The organism is Streptomyces sp. 2323.1, assembly GCF_900221035.1.
In the GTDB taxonomy this organism is placed as follows: Bacteria; Actinomycetota; Actinomycetes; order Streptomycetales; family Streptomycetaceae; genus Streptomyces; species Streptomyces sioyaensis.
Genome location: NZ_LT907981.1, coordinates 5068768 through 5081998, shown reverse-complemented (window position 1 = coordinate 5081998; position 13231 = coordinate 5068768). Strand labels below are relative to the sequence as shown.

At 71.5% G+C, this 13231-nt stretch carries 13 protein-coding genes and 1 riboswitch; of the genes, 4 read left to right on the top strand and 9 right to left on the bottom strand.

The window, feature by feature from the left end; translation table 11 throughout:
- The first annotated feature begins 217 nt into the window (after positions 1-217).
- On the top strand, positions 218-1528 hold the full coding sequence (locus tag CPH93_RS21850) for an SGNH/GDSL hydrolase family protein (RefSeq protein WP_096213801.1): 1311 nt from the start codon (positions 218-220) through the stop codon (positions 1526-1528).
- A 24-nt stretch (positions 1529-1552) separates the two neighbouring features.
- Here the strand turns inward: CPH93_RS21850 and CPH93_RS21845 are convergent, their stop codons facing one another.
- From CPH93_RS21845 to CPH93_RS21830, 4 genes are all read right to left on the bottom strand, one after another.
- Complete coding sequence (locus CPH93_RS21845) at positions 1553-2233, bottom strand: DUF1707 SHOCT-like domain-containing protein (RefSeq protein ID WP_096213800.1); 681 nt, start codon at positions 2231-2233, stop codon at positions 1553-1555.
- A gap of 9 nt (positions 2234-2242) precedes the next feature.
- Positions 2243-3262 carry an ABC transporter ATP-binding protein gene (locus CPH93_RS21840; protein WP_096215533.1) on the bottom strand — a complete coding sequence of 340 codons (1020 nt, stop codon included), beginning with the start codon at positions 3260-3262 and terminating at the stop codon, positions 2243-2245.
- 52 nt (positions 3263-3314) lie between these two features.
- The gene (locus CPH93_RS21835; RefSeq protein ID WP_331716997.1) at positions 3315-4079 is read right to left on the bottom strand and encodes an ABC transporter permease; all 765 of its coding nucleotides are present in this window, start codon (positions 4077-4079) and stop codon (positions 3315-3317) included.
- A gap of 88 nt (positions 4080-4167) precedes the next feature.
- Positions 4168-4965 (bottom strand): ABC transporter permease, encoded by a 798-nt coding sequence (locus CPH93_RS21830; protein ID WP_096213799.1) that lies wholly within the window; start codon positions 4963-4965, stop codon positions 4168-4170.
- A gap of 284 nt (positions 4966-5249) precedes the next feature.
- On the opposite strand from CPH93_RS21830, the gene CPH93_RS21825 reads away from it, so the two are divergent.
- Positions 5250-7448 carry a transglycosylase domain-containing protein gene (locus CPH93_RS21825; protein WP_107470891.1) on the top strand — a complete coding sequence of 733 codons (2199 nt, stop codon included), beginning with the start codon at positions 5250-5252 and terminating at the stop codon, positions 7446-7448.
- Between the two features lie 68 nt (positions 7449-7516).
- On the opposite strand, the gene CPH93_RS21820 is transcribed toward CPH93_RS21825, so the two are convergent.
- The 3 genes from CPH93_RS21820 to CPH93_RS21810 form a co-directional block, all read right to left on the bottom strand.
- Complete coding sequence (locus CPH93_RS21820) at positions 7517-7837, bottom strand: DMT family transporter (protein ID WP_096213798.1); 321 nt, start codon at positions 7835-7837, stop codon at positions 7517-7519.
- Between the two features lie 31 nt (positions 7838-7868).
- Positions 7869-7929, bottom strand: a riboswitch (guanidine-III (ykkC-III) riboswitch).
- A gap of 81 nt (positions 7930-8010) precedes the next feature.
- Complete coding sequence (locus CPH93_RS21815) at positions 8011-8313, bottom strand: GroES family chaperonin (protein WP_048828920.1); 303 nt, start codon at positions 8311-8313, stop codon at positions 8011-8013.
- Positions 8314-8444: 131 nt separating this feature from the next.
- Positions 8445-8762, bottom strand: coding sequence for a DUF3618 domain-containing protein (locus tag CPH93_RS21810; RefSeq protein ID WP_093483421.1), 318 nt, complete (start codon positions 8760-8762; stop codon positions 8445-8447).
- 225 nt (positions 8763-8987) lie between these two features.
- Between CPH93_RS21810 and bcp the strand changes: the two genes are divergently transcribed.
- On the top strand, positions 8988-9455 hold the full coding sequence (gene bcp, locus CPH93_RS21805) for a thioredoxin-dependent thiol peroxidase (protein WP_006605366.1): 468 nt from the start codon (positions 8988-8990) through the stop codon (positions 9453-9455).
- Positions 9456-9511: 56 nt separating this feature from the next.
- Here the strand turns inward: bcp and CPH93_RS21800 are convergent, their stop codons facing one another.
- Positions 9512-10777, bottom strand: coding sequence for a sensor histidine kinase (locus CPH93_RS21800; RefSeq protein WP_093483422.1), 1266 nt, complete (start codon positions 10775-10777; stop codon positions 9512-9514).
- A complete protein-coding gene (locus tag CPH93_RS21795) occupies positions 10777-11286 on the bottom strand; it encodes a hypothetical protein (protein ID WP_006605364.1) in 510 nt (169 codons plus the stop codon). The genes CPH93_RS21800 and CPH93_RS21795 overlap by 1 nt, the downstream gene beginning before the upstream one ends.
- Before the next feature lie 340 nt (positions 11287-11626).
- Between CPH93_RS21795 and CPH93_RS21790 the strand changes: the two genes are divergently transcribed.
- Positions 11627-13165, top strand: a complete 1539-nt coding sequence (locus tag CPH93_RS21790) for an MFS transporter (protein WP_096213797.1) — start codon at positions 11627-11629, stop codon at positions 13163-13165.
- The last annotated feature ends 66 nt before the right edge of the window (positions 13166-13231 follow it).

Below are 13231 nucleotides of genomic sequence, written 5' to 3'. Positions count from 1 at the left end.
TCCGTCCGGCCCCGTGTCCCACTGTGACCTACTCCTGGAACGAAGCACGAGTTCCCCGCGTCCATGCCATGGCGGCACGGTCCGGGGCGCCGGGCGGCTTCCCGGAGGTCCGTGGGATCATGAAGGACCGATCGGACCGCAACGGTGCCGCTGATCATCCGCTGCCCTTGCCCGCCCGGAGCGTGTTGCTCCGCTTTCCCCAGGAGACCCCTCCCGCATGAGCAAAAGTGTGGGTTACGCCCTGTTCGCCGGCCTGGCGGCGGTGTGTGTGCTGATCTCGACCGCGATATTCGTCGGCTTCGGCGGCGAGGGCGGCGGCCTGGGCAGCTCCCCGCACAAGCCCCGCGACCCGGCGGCCCCGGCGGTGTCCGGGCAGTGGGTCGGCACCTGGTCGGCGGCCGCCGCGGCGGCCGAGCCGGGCACCCTGGCCGGCTACGCGGGCATGTCGATACGGAACGTCGTGCACACCAGCGTCGGCGGCTCCGGCGTGCGCATCCAGCTCTCCAACCTCTACGGCACCCGCCCGCTGGTGGTCAGCCATGCCTCGCTGGCGCTGGCCGCGGCCCCCAGCAACCCCACCGCCGCGACCGGCACCATGCGGCGGCTGTCCTTCGGCGGCAAGCCCGCAGTGACCATCCCGGCGGGCGGCGCGGTCACCAGCGACCCGACCCGGCTGACCGTGCCGGGCGACGCGGACCTGCTGGTCACCACGTACTCCCCGTCGGCCTCGGGCCCCGCCACCTATCACCCGTACGCCCGGCAGACCTCCTACCTGGCGCGCGGCGACCGGGCGGAGGACGCCACCGGCGCCGCCTACACCGAGCAGAGCCCGTACTGGCGCTATCTGACCGGTGTGGACGTGTGGAGCACCCAGGCCCGCGGCGCGGTCGTCGCCATCGGCGACTCCATCACCGACGGCATCACCTCCACCGCGGGCGCCAACCACCGCTGGACGGACTTCCTCGCGGCGCGGCTGCGCAACGAGCCCGGCGCGCCCCGCTACGGCGTCCTCAACCAGGGCATCAGCGGCAACCGCCTGCTGGTCAACGGCAGCAGGTTCTCCCCGAACAACGGGCCCAGCGTGCTGTCCCGCCTGGACCGCGACGCGCTCTCGCGTACCGGGGTGAAGGCGGTGATCGTCGAGATCGGGCTGAACGACCTGTTCAAGTCACCGCGTCAGCTCGACCCGCAGAAGATCGTGGCGGGGATGCGGCAGATCGTCCGCCAGGCGCATGCCCGCGGGCTGCGCGTCACCGGCAGCACCCTGACTCCGTTCGGGGGACACCGCGGCTACTCCGATCAGCTGAATTCGGTGCGCCAGCAGGTCAACCGGATCATCCGCGCCGGCTCCGTCTACGACGAGGTCGTGGACTTCGACAAGGCGCTGCGCGACCCGTCGGCGCCGGTGCGGCTGCGGCCCTCCTACGACTCCGGTGACCATCTCCACCCGAGCGACGAGGGCTTCCGGGCGATGGCCAACGCCGTGAATCTGGAGCACCTCAAGCAGTCCGCGCCCGCCTCGCTGTGACACCGGCGGGGCAGGCGCCGCCGCTCAGTCCAGCTCCTTGCGCCGCTCGTCCTTCAGGCGCCGCTTCTCTTCCTTGAGGCGGCGCCGCTCCTCCTTGAGCAGCTTGCGCTCGACGGCGACGCCGCCCATCAGCGCCAGCCCCTTGACGATCACCCGGGGCGCACCGGGCTCGCCCGGTACCCCGTCCTCCTGCGCGTCGAAGCCGCCCATGATGCCCAGGCCCCGCACATCGACCTCGACGCCCGGCGGCACCACGATGCTGACCCCGCCCATCAACGCCCAGCAGCTGATGACGACTTCGGGCCCGGCGAAGTTCGCCTCGCGCAGGTCGAGCTCGCCGCCGCCCAGCAGGCACACCGCCGTGAAGCGGCGCCCGATGGTCCACCGCCCCTTGCGCTGGAAGCCCCCCAAGATGCCGATGCCGGCCGCGGATCCGTCCGTGTGGCTCACGATCCGCTCCGACCACCCCGTCACCGCCGCGGTGTCCTTGCGCAGCGACAGCGGTGCGGGGGCCGCCGCGGCCGCCGGCAGATCGGCGGTGATCGGCTCCAGCTCCCCGTAGGTGCGCGCCCGGTACGTCGCCCCCAGCCGCTCGTCGAACTCCTCCATTGCCAGCCGCCCTTCGGCGACGGCGTCCCGCAGGATCTCGGCGACCCGCTCACGGTCGGCGTCGGAGGCGCGCAATTCTGGGAGGTCTTCAGTCATGCGGACAGGTTAGAGGGCGCGGTCGACTTTTCCCCCGTCTACAGCGGCATCCAGACGCTTCCCGCCACCCGCGTACAGCTCGGCGATCAAGGACTCGATGTCCGGCTCCCGGACCGACAGATCCACCAGCGGATAGCGCGCGGCGACCGCCGCGACCAGCGGGGCCGCGCTCTGCGACGCCGGGAAGGCCAGCCACTGCCGGGGACCGGCCACCTTGACCGTGCGGGCGCCCGGGACGCCCTCGATCGGCGGGAGTTCGCGCTCCAGCTCCACCACCAGCGTCCGTTCCCCGCCGCCGGCCGTCCGCAGCCCGTCGAGGCCGCCGTCGTAGACCAGCCGGCCGTGGTCGATGACCATCACCCTGCGGCACAGCTGCTCGATGTCGGTGAGGTCATGGGTGGTCAGCAGGACGGTGGTGCCGCGCTCGGCGTTCACCTCGTGCAGGAACGCGCGCACCTTCGCCTTGCTGATCACATCGAGGCCGATGGTCGGCTCGTCCAGATACAGCACCTCGGGGTCGGGCAGCAGCGCCGCCGCGATGTCGCCGCGCATCCGCTGCCCCAGCGACAGCTGCCGCACCGGTACGGCCAGCAGCGGGGCCAGGTCGAGGAGTTCGACACAGCGCTCCAGGTTGGCGCGGTAGACGGCGTCCGGGACCCGGTACATCCGCCGCACCAGCTCGTAGGAGTCCTTCAGCGGCAGGTCCCACCACAGCGTGGTGCGCTGCCCGAAGACCACGCCGATCCGGCGGGCGAGCCGGGTGCGTTCGCGCGCCGGATCGATGCCGGCGACCCGCAGCCGGCCGCCGCTGGGCACCAGGATGCCGGTCAGCATCTTGATGGTGGTGGACTTCCCCGCGCCGTTCGGCCCGATGTAGCCGACCATCTCGCCGCGCGACACCCGGAAGGAGATCCCGTCCACGGCCCGGACCTCCTCGCGCACCCGGCGCAGCCGGCCCGCCTTGCGCCGCACCGAGAAGACCTTCTCGACGCCGTCCACCTCGATCAGCTGCTCCGTCTCGGCACCCACCACAACCGCCCCCTTGTCGTCCTGTGCGGCACGCCCGCCATATGACACCGCGTCAACTTCCGGTGCTGCGGTACGCCCGGAGCCCCATCCGCCACACCAGCCCCGCCCCCGTACACATCAGCGCCGCCACCACGGGCCCCAGGAAGTCCACCCAGCCCGGCAGCCCCAGCGGATCGGGGTGGCCCAGCAGCCGCAGCGCGGGCAGCCAGTTCACGAACGCCAGCGGGACGAGGAAGGTGACCCCACGCACCAGTTCCTTCGCGAACACCGTCGGCGGGTACTGCAGCATCGCATTGCCGCCGTAGGTGAAGGAGTTCTGCACCTCGGCCGCGTCCTGCGCCCAGAACTGGAAGGCGGCACCGGCCGTGTACACCGCCGCGAAGATGGCCGTGCCGCACACCGCCATCAGCGGCACCAGCAGCACCCGGCCCACCGTCCAGTCCACCTCGATCCGGGGCAGCGACCAGCCGAGCACCAGCAGCGCCTGGGTGATCCGGCCCAGCCGGCGCAGCGCGAAACGGTCCGCCGCCATCTGCGCGAAGACCGGTGCGGGACGCAGCAGCAGGGTGTCGAGGGTGCCGTCGCGCACCCGCCGGCCCAGCCCCTCGATGCTGCCCAGCGCCAGATCCGCCAGGCCCAGCGCGACACCGGAGGTGCCGTACAGAAAGGCCACCTCCGGCAGCGAGAAGCCGCCGAGCGCATCGATCTGCGAGAACATCAGCATGATCGCGACGAAGTCCAGGGCGTTCGCCGCGAAGTTGCCGCACGCCATCAGCACGAACGAGGTCCGGTAGGCGAGGCTGGAGCGCACCCACATCCGCACGATCAGCCCGTACGCCGACAGCCCCTGCGCCACCTCCGCCACCCGGCCGCGGGCCGCCCCCCGCCAGTCCGCCGGCCGCTCGCTAGCCACCGTGCACCACCACCTTGCGGGTCGCCGCCGACTGCACCAGCCGCCCCAGCGCCAGCAGCGCCACGGCCCACGCCGCCTGGAACACCAGCCCCCGCACCAGAGCGCCCCCGCGCAGCGCCCCCACCAGCACATCGGCCGGCGTCTGCAGCACCGCGGCCCACGGCAACAGCTGGGCGACCTCCCCCAGCCCCCCGGGGAAGACCCGCAACGGCAGCAGCATCCCCGAGAAGAACATGCAGGCCAAGCCGCTGATCAGGGACAGGCCCGAGCCGTCGAGCAGCCAGAACGAGGCCAGCGCCACCAGATACCGCAGCGCGAAGCTGACCAGCACCCCGAACAGCACCGACAGCAGAAAGCAGCCCCAGGTCAGCGGATCACCGGGCAGCGCGAGCGGAAAGGCCAGGGCGCCCACCGCCATCGGCGCCACCCCGCGGCCGAGCAGCTGGAGAGCGGCCCGTCCCAGGTCCGCGGAGAGCCACCACAGCTGCAGATCCGCGGGCCGGTAGAGGTCCACCGCGATGTCCCCGCTGCGGATCCGCTCCTGCAACTCCTCCAGGCCGCCGCCGCCCATCAGCGCCGCGGTCGCCAGCAGCGCCTGCGCCGTCCACACGAACGTCAGCGCCTGCGCCTGGTCGTAGCCGCCCAGATGCGGCCGCTCGTCCCACAGCGCGATATAGGTGTAGGCGACGATGAAGCCGAAGACGGTGTTGGTGAACACGCCCGCCACGGTGGCGATTTGATACGTGGCGTACCGCCGGAAGCTGCCGGCCGCCACCGCCGCGTACCACACGCCGCGCACCCTCCCGCACGTCGTTCGGGCCGGACACCCAAAACACCGGAGCCTAGGGCGCGGGTCGGGCGGGCACCATCGAATTATCACCGCTTCGGGTGAGCCGTGGGCGCCATTCAGCCGGTCAGGAGGCGGCCGCGGGTGCGCGCCACCCCTCCTGACCGGCACGGATGATGCGAGAGTTGCCCCGTGTGCGGCAATTGCTCCGCGCGGCGCACACATCCCGATATGACACCGACCCGCCGCAGTACAACCTCCGGCGGCGTCCGAGGAGTCCAACCGACATGAGCGGACAACGCACGGGCTGGCGCCGTGTCCTCCCCACCTGGCGCACGGTGCTGGGCACCGTGCTGCTGTTCCTGCTGCTCATCGTCGGCGGAATGATCGCCGGCTATCTGCTGGTCGGCATCCCGCCGGCCAACAGCGCCGCCAAGGCCCAGAGCAACGTCTACCTCTACTCCGACGGTTCGGAGCTGGCCCGCGACGGCGAGGTCAACCGGCAGAACGTGACGCTCAGCCGGATCCCCAAGTCCGTCCAGCAGGCCGTCCTCGCCGCCGAGGACCGCGACTTCTACGCCGAGTCGGCGGTCGACCCCGCCGCGATGCTCCGGGCCGCCTGGAACACCGTGACCGGCAAGGGCAAACAGTCCGGCTCCACCATCACCCAGCAGTACGTGAAGAACTACTACCTCGGCCAGGAACAGACCGTCACCCGCAAGGCCAAGGAGTTCTTCATCGCCATCAAGCTGGACCGCGAGGTCAGCAAGGACAAGATCCTGGAGGGCTACCTCAACTCCAGCTACTACGGCCGCAACGCCTACGGCATCCAGGCCGCCGCCCAGTCCTACTACGGCCGCAACGCCGAGGCGCTGACCACCGCCCAGGGCGCCTACCTCGCCACCCTCCTCAACGCCCCCAGCGCGTACGACCTCACCGCCCACCCCGGCAACCGCCCGCGGGTGCTGGCCCGCTGGAACTACGTCCTGAAGGGCATGGTGACCAAGAAGTGGCTCACCCCCGCCGAGCGGGCCGCGCTGCGCTTCCCCGAACCGAAACCCGCCAAGGCCTCCGCCGGCCTCACCGGCCAGCGCGGCTACCTCGTCGAGGCGGTCAAGGACTACCTCACCGACCACAAGATCCTCGAAGAGGAGACCCTGCGGGCGGGCGGCTACCGCATCACCACCACCATCAGCAAGAAACGCCAGAACGCCTTCGTCAAGGCGGTCAACACCCGGGTGATGGACCGGCTCGACGACTCCCGGAAGGTCGACGGCTACGTCCGGGCCGGCGGCGCCTCCATCGACCCCGCGAGCGGCCGGGTGGTGGCCCTCTACGGCGGCATCGACTACGCCAAGCAGTACGTCAACGGCGCCACCCGCAGCGACTACCAGGTCGGCTCCACCTTCAAGCCGATCGTCTTCGCCGCCGCCGTCCAGCACCGCTCCACCACCCAGGACGGCGAAAGCATCACCCCCCAGACCGTCTACGACGGCACCAACAAGCGGATGACGATCAGTCACGGCCGCCCCACCGGCTTCGCCCCCGCCAACGAGGACGACCGCTCCTACGGCCCGATCACCGTCAGCGAGGCCACCGACAAGTCCGTCAACGCCGTCTACGCCCAGATGGGCATCGACGTCGGCCCCGGCAAGGTCAAGGCCACCGCCGTCGATCTGGGCATCCCCGCCGGCACCCCCAGCCTCGCCGCGTCCCAGGGCGCCATCTCGCTGGGCACCGCCACCCCCAGCGTGCTGGACATGACCCAGGTCTACGCCACCCTCGCCCACCACGGCACCCACCGGCCGTACACCCTGGTCGACAAGGTCACCAAGGACGAGGAGGACATCGAGCTGCCCGAGCGCGAGGAGACCACCGCCGTCCCGCGCGCGGCCGCCGACACCACCACCTCGATCCTGCGCAGCGTCGTCGACGGCGGCACCGGCACCGCCGCCCAGGGCGCCGGCCGGCCCGCGGCCGGCAAGACCGGCACCGCGGAGGACGACAAGGCCGCCTGGTTCGCTGGCTACACCCCCGATCTCGCCACCGTCGTCGCCGTCCTGGGCCAGAACCCGGAGAGCGCCGCACAGGAACCGCTGTACGGGGCGGGCGGCCTGTCCCGGGTCAACGGCGGCGACTACCCCGCCCAGATCTGGGCCGACTACACCGCGGCCGCGCTGAACGGACAACCGGTCCGCGACTTCGATCTCCAGCTGGAGGAGGGCGCCGAGTCGCCGTCCCCGGAGCCGTCCACCAGCGACTCCGAGTCGCCCGGCGCGTCCGACTCGCCCTCCACCGGCCCGAGCGACTCCGCCACCCTCCCCGCCCCGCCCACCGGCGCCCCCACCCGGCCCCCCACCGAGCCGACCGCCCCCACCGTCCCCGCCGAGCCCACCCCGACCACGGAGCCCACGAACGACTTCCCGACCGTGGCCCCCCAGGCCTACGACCTGGACCAGCACCTTCCTCCGGAGTGGGGCGACTAGGTGTTGTGCTGCCCGGGGCCGGGGGCCGGGGCGCCCGTACGACTTCCCGGCTTCCCACCCTCCCGCTGTCAGTGCCCCGACGTCGCCTTGAGCCCGACGACCGCCACCAGCAGCAGACCGATGAAGAAGATCCGGGCCGCGGTGGCCGGCTCGCCGAGCAGCGTCATCCCGGCCACCGCCGCACCGGCCGCCCCGATGCCGACCCACACGCCGTAGGCGGTACCGATCGGCAGGGTCCGGGCCGCGTACGAGAGCAGCAGCATGCTGGCGGCGATGCCCGCGCCGGTGAACACACTGGGCCACAGCCGGGTGAACCCGTCGGTGTACCTCATGCCGACCGACCAGCCGACCTCCAGCAGACCGGCGGCCAGGAGCAGGATCCATGCCATGGCGGCACCTCCGTGAAAGAGCTTCAACAGGGGTGCGTCGTCTTGTCCTGACCCGGTACGGCGCGTCTCGTCGGGTACCTCCCGAGGCTAGCAAAGCGCAGCACGGCGGGCGGTGACCTCGGTCACCGCCCGCCGCCGCCCCGCTTCAGGGGCACTGTCCACAAACTACGGGATCACAGATACAGCCCGGTCGCGTCCTCCGCGCCCTCCAGGCGCTCCGCGGCCACCGCATGCAGATCGCGCTCGCGCATCAGCACGTACGCCACGCCGCGCACCTCGACCTCGGCCCGGTCCTCCGGGTCGTACAGCACCCGGTCGCCCACCTCGACGGTCCGCACGTTCTGCCCGACCGCGACCACCTCGGCCCAGGCCAGGCGACGGCCGACCGCCGCGGTCGCGGGAATGACGATGCCCCCCGACGAGCGGCGCTCGCCCTCGGGGATGTCCGTCCGGACCAGCACGCGGTCGTGCAGCATCCGGATCGGCAGCTTGTCGTGGGTGTCCTTGGTGTTATTCGGGCTCACGGCATGACCGTACCTGCCCGGCGCCGTCCGTCCCGCACCACGGGCGCCGCGGGGGCGCTCCGGTCGGCCTCCGCCGGACGGAACTACCGGCGCCGCCGGGTGCGCAGAGCCAGCAGGCCGATCACGGCCACCCCGACCATCGCCACCGGAATGACCCGCTCCAGCCGCGGCGTCCCGTTCTCCGACACCAGCTGCGCCCGCACGTCCGACACCGCGCGGTTGGCCGCCACATAGGCCCGCCCCGCCGTACGGTCCACGGCCTCCGCCGCCTTCGCCTTCGCCGCATCCATGATCGTCGTCGGGTGCAGCCGCACACCGATCTCGTCGAGCGTGACGGCGAGCTCCTGCCGCCTGCGGACGATATCCGCCTCGATCTGCGCCGGGGTCCTGGCTTCCGCCACCGCGCTGCCTCCGTCGTCTCGCGCCGATGCGTACGGGGGCCGGGCACGGGGCCCCGTACGGAACCGGCCACATAGCTGACTGCCGATTCGTGATGGACAGTCTGTCAGCTCCCACCCCCGGGCGCCCCACAGCACCCCCGTTTCGCGCCGCCCGGACTCCCGGGCCCGCACCGCCCGGCGGGGCTGGCTAGTGTCGGAGCGTACGGATCCATCCTGAGGAGAGCCATGAGCGAGCGACTGCAGCCCGGCGACACCGCCCCCGCCTTCACCCTCCCCGACGCGGACGGCCAGCAGGTCTCGCTCGCCGACCGCCGGGGCCGCAAGGTCATCGTGTACTTCTACCCGGCCGCCCTGACCCCCGGCTGCACCAAGCAGGCCTGCGACTTCACCGACAACCTCGACTTCCTCGCCGGCCACGGCTACGACGTCATCGGCATCTCCCCCGACAAGCCGGAGAAGCTCGCCAAGTTCCGCGAGAAGGAGGACCTGAAGGTCACCCTGCTCGGCGACCCGGACAAGTCCGTCCTGACCGCCTACGGCGCCTTCGGCGAGAAGAAGCTCTACGGCAAGACCGTCACCGGCGTCATCCGCTCCACCGTCATCCTCGACGAGGACGGCAAGGTCGAGCGCGCCCTCTACAACGTCAAGGCCACCGGCCATGTCGCCAAGATCATCAAGGATCTGGGGCTGTAGGGCACCACGGGCGGCGGGCGCGGCTCCCGGATCGGCCGGAGGCACCGTCGCGCGCCTCACGGCTCGGTCGGACACACCCTCCCCGCCCGCTCGGGCAGTTCCAGCACGGCCTCGGCGCCGCCCTCCGCGGCGGCGCCGAAGTCCAGCCGCGCGCCCAGCACTTGGGCCTGCCCGGCCGCGATCGTCAGCCCCAGGCCGTGCCCCGTCCCGCGCTCCGGCGCCGCCGTACGGAACCGCCGCGGCCCCTCCGCGCACAGCTCCGCCGGATAGCCCGGACCGTGATCGCGCACCACGATCCGCACACCGGCCACCACCACCTCGATCGGCGGCTTTCCGTGCTTGGCCGCGTTCGCCAGCAGATTCACCAGCACCCGCTCCACCCGGCGCCGGTCCGTCTCCACGATCCGCGGCTCGCCCTCCACGGTCACCGACACCTCGTCCACCCCGCGCTGCCGCGCCGCCCGCTGGACGATGCCGCGCACCAGTGACGGCAGCTCACAGGCGTCCAGATCCGCCCGCTCCACCCCCGCGTCCAGCCGGGAGACCTCCAGCAGATCCTCCACCAGCCGCCGCATCGCCTGCGCCCGGTCCTGCACCAGCTCCACCGCCCGCGGCTGCGGCAGCAGCTCCGCCGCCGCCACCAGACCGGCCACCGGCGTCCGCAGCTCGTGCGCCACATCCGCGGTGAACTCCCGCTCCGCCTCCACCCGCGCCGCCAGCGACATCGCCATGTGGTGCACGCTGCGGCCCAACTCGGCCACCTCGTCGCGCCCCTGACTGGCCAGCGCGTCCGCGTCGGGCTCCGCACCCGCCGCGATCCGCCGCGCCGCCGCCGCACTCAGCCGCAGCCGCCGCGACAGCCGCTGCGAGACGAACCACGACACCACCGCCATCAGCACGACCGTGCCGCACCCCGCGATCAACAGCGCCCGGTCCAGCGCCAGCTGCGCCGGATCGTCGTCCGGATACGGCGCCGACACCGACAGCGACCGCACCGGGCCGCTCCCGGCGCCGTCACCGACCCCGGTCGCCGCCCACACCCGCGGGTCCTCACCGCCACTGACATACGTCCCCGACTGCTTCTTGAACACCGCGGCACGCAACGGCGACGGCAGCGTCCCGTCGTCCAACTGCGCGCCCAGCGCCAGCGTGCCGTCCCGCTCGTAGATCTGCAGCGCCGAACTGAGCCGGTCGTCCTGATACGCCCGGGCCGACCGCTCCCGCTCCGCATCCGCTATGTGGTGCACGGAAAACCCGAGCACCACCACGGCCAGAGCCGTCATACAGGAAATGGCCAGGGCGATCCGGCCTCGAATGCCCATCACGCGAGGTTGTACATCTCCGTCGTGTCCCCGAGCGGCGTCGAGCCCTCGTACGTCACCTCCAGGCCGGTGAAGGCCAGCCCGCCGTCGACCCGCTTCGGACCGTAGAGACGGAAGGTCGCCGGGAATCCGGCATCCGTCTCCGCTCCGCCGGCGGTCTTCTCCACCTGCACCACACCGACCCCCAACGCATCCTTCGCGCCGTACTTCTTCCAGCTGATCTCGGTCGCCACCATCCCGACGTCCGTGCAGGTCAGCGTAATCACTCGCGGTTTGACCTCGGGCGCACCGATACCGCAGTCACGCACGGTGGGCAGACCGTCGGACGGCTTGCTGTCCTCCTTGACGTCCTGCACCGCGGCCGACGTCTTGGGTGCGGCGTCCACCGCCGACGCCCGGTCCGAGGTCTGGCCGAGCCACACCCCGCCGGCCGCCAGCGCCGTCACCACGGCAAAGGCCAGCAGCGCCGTACGCCCCCGACCCCACCGGGGCCCTCCGCGGTCCGTCATCACGATCTCCTCCCGAGGACCAGGCCCCGTACCCCCACCAGCAAACACGAATGCCGCGCCCGGCGCTGCCACTCTCCCGTCCCCTGGACACAAGCTGATTGCCCGAACACGGCGGTGACCGCGCGGCTGTGTACCAGTCCTGTAACAAGCCCTGTGACACCCCTGGCGTGTCCCCGTCACCGCACTGCCGGCCTCACACTCCGCTGCTCCGTACGGCGCACTCGCGCGTGACGTACCTCGCTTCCTCCCGCCAGAGTGGTTTGATCCGCGCGCGATTGTGCAGGCGCACCTGTCGTATCCCGCGCGCACCCGCGCGCTGACAGACCGAGAGGACCGCCTCGTGCCGACCGGCAGCACTGACGCCGACGCCGCTCCCGACCAGGACCGGGAAGCGCGCAAGCGCCACCGGGTGCTCTTCCGTGCCGTCGCCCGGCGCAAGAACCCCAGACTGCGGCGCACCGACATCACCGTCACCGACGAACGCGTCGTCCGGCGTGCCGTGAAGGCGGCCGCGCTCGGCAACGCCATGGAGTGGTTCGACTTCGGGATCTACAGCTATCTCGCGGTCACCATCGGCAAGGTCTTCTTCCCCGGCGGCAGCGACACCACCAGCCTGCTGTCGTCCTTCGCGACCTTCGCCGTGGCCTTCCTCGTACGCCCCCTCGGCGGCGCCTACTTCGGCCCCCTCGGCGACCGCATCGGCCGCAAGAAGGTCCTCGCCCTCACCATGATCATGATGGCGCTGGGCACCCTGTGCATCGGGCTGATCCCGTCCTACGCCAGCATCGGCTTCTTCTCCCCCGCCCTGCTCATCCTCTTCCGCCTGGTCCAGGGCTTCTCCACCGGCGGTGAGTACGGCGGCGCCTCCACCTTCATCGCCGAATACGCCCCCGACAAGAAGCGCGGCTACTTCGGCAGCTTCCTGGAGATGGGCACCCTCATCGGCTACACCGGCGCCGCCGGCATCGTGCTGCTGCTCAACACCACCCTCGGCGACGACGCCATGCTCCAGTGGGGCTGGCGACTGCCCTTCCTGATCGCCGGTCCGCTCGGCCTGGTGGGTCTCTACCTCCGGGTCAAGCTCGACGAGACGCCCGCGTTCCAGAAGTTCGAGGCCGCCCAGACGCACAGCGCCACCGGCTCCGTCGTCGAGGCCGAGGCCGAGTTCTCGCACCTCTCCGAGAACGCCCCCAAGAAGAAGATCAGCGAGATCTTCGCCCAGCAGTGGCCCACCCTCATCCTCTGCATCGCCCTGGTCGGCGCCTACAACATCACGGACTACATGCTGCTGTCGTACATGCCGACCTACCTGACGGACACCCTCCACTACGAGGAGACCCACGGCCTGCTGATCCTCCTGGGCACCATGGCCGCCCTGATGTGCGTCATCAGCACCGTCGGCAAGCTCAACGACCGCTACGGCCGCAAGCCCCTGCTGATGACCGGCATGCTCGGCTTCTTCGTCCTGGCGATCCCGGCCTTCCTCCTGGTCAAGCAGGGCAGCATCCCCGCCGTCTGCGCCGGCATGGCACTCCTCGGCCTCTCCCTGGTCTGCCTCCTGGGCACCATGTCCGCGGCCCTCCCGGCCCTCTTTCCCACCAACGTCCGCTACGGCTCCCTCTCCATCGGCTACAACCTGGCCGTCTCCCTCTTCGGCGGCACCACCCCCCTGGTGATCACCGCCCTCATGGACGCCTTCGGCCAGAACGTCATGGTGCCCGCCTACTACACGATGGCCGCCGCCCTCATCGGCGTCATCGCCGTCGCCTGCATGAAGGAAACCGCCCAACAGCCCCTTGAGGGCTCCCCGCCCTCGGTGGCCACCAAGGAGGAAGCGGTGGAACTCATCACGGCTCAGACGGCGGAGCCGCGGTTCTGATTCACGCCTCCCAGCCGAAGCGGGCCTCGCGGATTCTTCCCCGAGGCCCGCTCTCTTTTCCGCCAC